Genomic DNA, 3,116 nt, shown 5'->3' on the forward strand with positions numbered 1-3,116 from the left:
AAAAAAGGCGGCGACCTACTCTCCCACGAGCGCAGTACCATCGGCGCTATCGGGCTTAACTTCTCTGTTCGGAATGGGAAGAGGTGAGCCCCGACGCTATAACCACCTTAAATCTTTATATCTATTCTATAACCTATCGCTATAAACTAAATATCTAATATCTTAACATATTGATAAATACTATATCCTTTTCAGTCTACTCTATATAAATCCCTAAATCACATGCTAAAAGCAAATCCCGCGCATAAGCCTATGGGTTATTAGTACTACTCGGCTATGACATTACTGCCTTTACACCTATAGCCTATCAACGTGATCGTCTCTCACGACCCTTTAAAGAAATCTCATCTTGTGGTGGGTTTCGCGCTTATATGCTTTCAGCGCTTATCCCTTCCAAACGTAGCTACTCAGCAGTGCTCCTGGCGGAACAACTGATACACCAGAGGTTTGTCCAACTCGGTCCTCTCGTACTAAAGTCAGATCCACTCAAATTTCTAACGCCCACTACAGATAGAGACCGAACTGTCTCACGACGTTCTGAACCCAGCTCGCGTGCCACTTTAATGGGCGAACAGCCCAACCCTTGGGACCTTCTCCAGCCCCAGGATGTGACGAGCCGACATCGAGGTGCCAAACCCCCCCGTCGATGTGAGCTCTTGGGGGAGATCAGCCTGTTATCCCCGGAGTACCTTTTATCCTTTGAGCGATGGCCCTTCCATACGGAACCACCGGATCACTATGCTCTAGTTTCCTACCTGATCGACCTGTTTGTCTCTCAGTCAAGCCTGCTTTTGCCATTGCACTCTACGCACGATTACCAACCGTACTGAGCAGACCTTTAGAAGCCTCCGTTACTCTTTTGGAGGCGACCACCCCAGTCAAACTACCCACCAAGCACTGTCCTCACTCCGTGAGTTAGGCTTCAGATAAGCAAAGGGTGGTATTTCAACAATGACTCCTCACAACCTGGCGATCATGATTCATAGTCTCCCACCTATCCTACACATTACTTATCCAAAGTCAATACTAAGCTATAGTAAAGGTTCACAGGGTCTTTTCGTCCCGTAGCGGGTAACCGGCATCTTCACCGATACTACAATTTCACCGAGCTCATGGTTGAGACAGTGTCCAGATCGTTGCACCATTCGTGCAGGTCGGAACTTACCCGACAAGGAATTTCGCTACCTTAGGACCGTTATAGTTACGGCCGCCGTTTACCGGGGCTTCAATTCAATGCTTCGCCGAAGCTAACATCTCCTCTTAACCTTCCGGCACCGGGCAGGTGTCAGGCCTTATACATCATCTTTCGATTTAGCAAAGCCCTATGTTTTTGATAAACAGTCGCCTGGACCTCTTCACTGCGGCCAGGTTTTACCCTGGCGACCCTTCTCCCGAAGTTACGGGTCGATTTTGCCTAGTTCCTTAACCATGAATCTCTCGAGCGCCTTAGAATTCTCATCCCAACTACCTGTGTCGGTTTACGGTACGGGCTGCTTCACTCGCTTTTCTTGGAACTCGATTTGGTACATTATTACTTCCGCCGTAGCTTCTGTATACTATCAGGGCATTACTGCTCCTTTCAACGCACATTTCCGTCAGTGCGCAATACCTCCTCGAATCCGTCACTTTTATCGTGAGCAGGTACAGGAATATTAACCTGTTGTCCATCCACTACCCCTTTCGGGTTCGCGTTAGGCCCCGACTAACCCTCAGCTGATTAGCATAGCTGAGGAAACCTTAGTCTTTCGGCGGGAGGGTTTCTCGCCCTCCTTATCGTTACTTATGCCTACATTTTCTTTTGTAGCTACTCCAGCAATACTCGCATATCACCTTCTACGCCACTACAATGCTCCCCTACCACTCTTTCGAATCCATAGCTTCGGTAGTATACTTATGCCCGATTATTATCCATGCACAACCGCTCGACTAGTGAGCTGTTACGCACTCTTTAAATGAATGGCTGCTTCCAAGCCAACATCCTAGCTGTCTAAGCAGTTGCACCTCGTTTATTCAACTTAGCATACATTTGGGGACCTTAGCTGATGGTCTGGGTTCTTTCCCTCTCGGACATGGACCTTAGCACCCATGCCCTCACTGCTGATCATCATTTTATAGCATTCGGAGTTTGTCAGGAATTGGTAGGCGGTGAAGCCCCCGCATCCAATCAGTAGCTCTACCTCTATAAAACTAAATCAACGCTGCACCTAAATGCATTTCGGGGAGTACGAGCTATTTCCGAGTTTGATTGGCCTTTCACCCCTACCCTCAGGTCATCCCAAGACTTTTCAACGTCAACGGGTTCGGTCCTCCACTTTGGGTTAACAAAGCTTCAACCTGCCCAAGGGTAGATCACACGGTTTCGCGTCTACCACACCTAACTCTTTCGCCCTATTCAGACTCGCTTTCGCTTCGGCTGCGATGCTTAACATCTTAACCTTGCTAGATACGGTAACTCGTAGGCTCATTATGCAAAAGGCACGCCGTCACCTCTAAAGGCTCCGACCGCTTGTAAGCGTATGGTTTCAGGGTCTATTTCACTCCCTTATTCAGGGTTCTTTTCACCTTTCCCTCACGGTACTAGTTCACTATCGGTCTCTCAGGAGTATTTAGCCTTAGCGGATGGTCCCGCCAGATTCATACAGGGTTTCACGTGCCCCGCACTACTCAGGATCCTGCTATCTCATTATTCTTTACTTATACCGGGCTATCACCGTCTCTGGCCAGTCTTTCCAAACTGTTCTAATTCATTATAACTCAAATGTCGCAGTCCTACAACCCCAGCACTGCCGTAACACTACTGGTTTGGGCTCTTCCGCGTTCGCTCGCCACTACTAACGGAATCATTTTTATTTTCTCTTCCTCCGGGTACTTAGATGTTTCAGTTCTCCGGGTTCGCCTCCTTACGGATACTATATCTTCAATATAGTGGGTTGCCCCATTCGGATATCTGCGGATCATAGTGTATGTGCCACTCCCCACAGCTTTTCGCAGCTTATCACGTCCTTCTTCGCCTCTGAGAGCCTAGGCATTCCCCATACGCCCTTTTTTAGCTTATGCGTCTTGCTTAACTTGCTCTTTATTTTTTTATATATTTATTCAGTATTCTTATATCTCTA

At 47.7% G+C, this 3,116-nt stretch carries 2 rRNA genes; both read right to left on the minus strand.

Annotated features, from left to right (window positions below):
* Nucleotides 1-2: 2 nt before the first annotated feature.
* Nucleotides 3-110: ribosomal RNA gene (rrf, locus tag ACYEKI_RS21095) — 5S ribosomal RNA — on the minus strand.
* 130 nt (nucleotides 111-240) lie between these two features.
* Nucleotides 241-3,057, minus strand: a 23S ribosomal RNA gene (locus tag ACYEKI_RS21100).
* Nucleotides 3,058-3,116: the final 59 nt, after the last annotated feature.

Origin of the sequence: Aquimarina rhabdastrellae (assembly GCA_947387485.1) — a bacterium.
GTDB lineage: Bacteria > Bacteroidota > Bacteroidia > Flavobacteriales > Flavobacteriaceae > Aquimarina.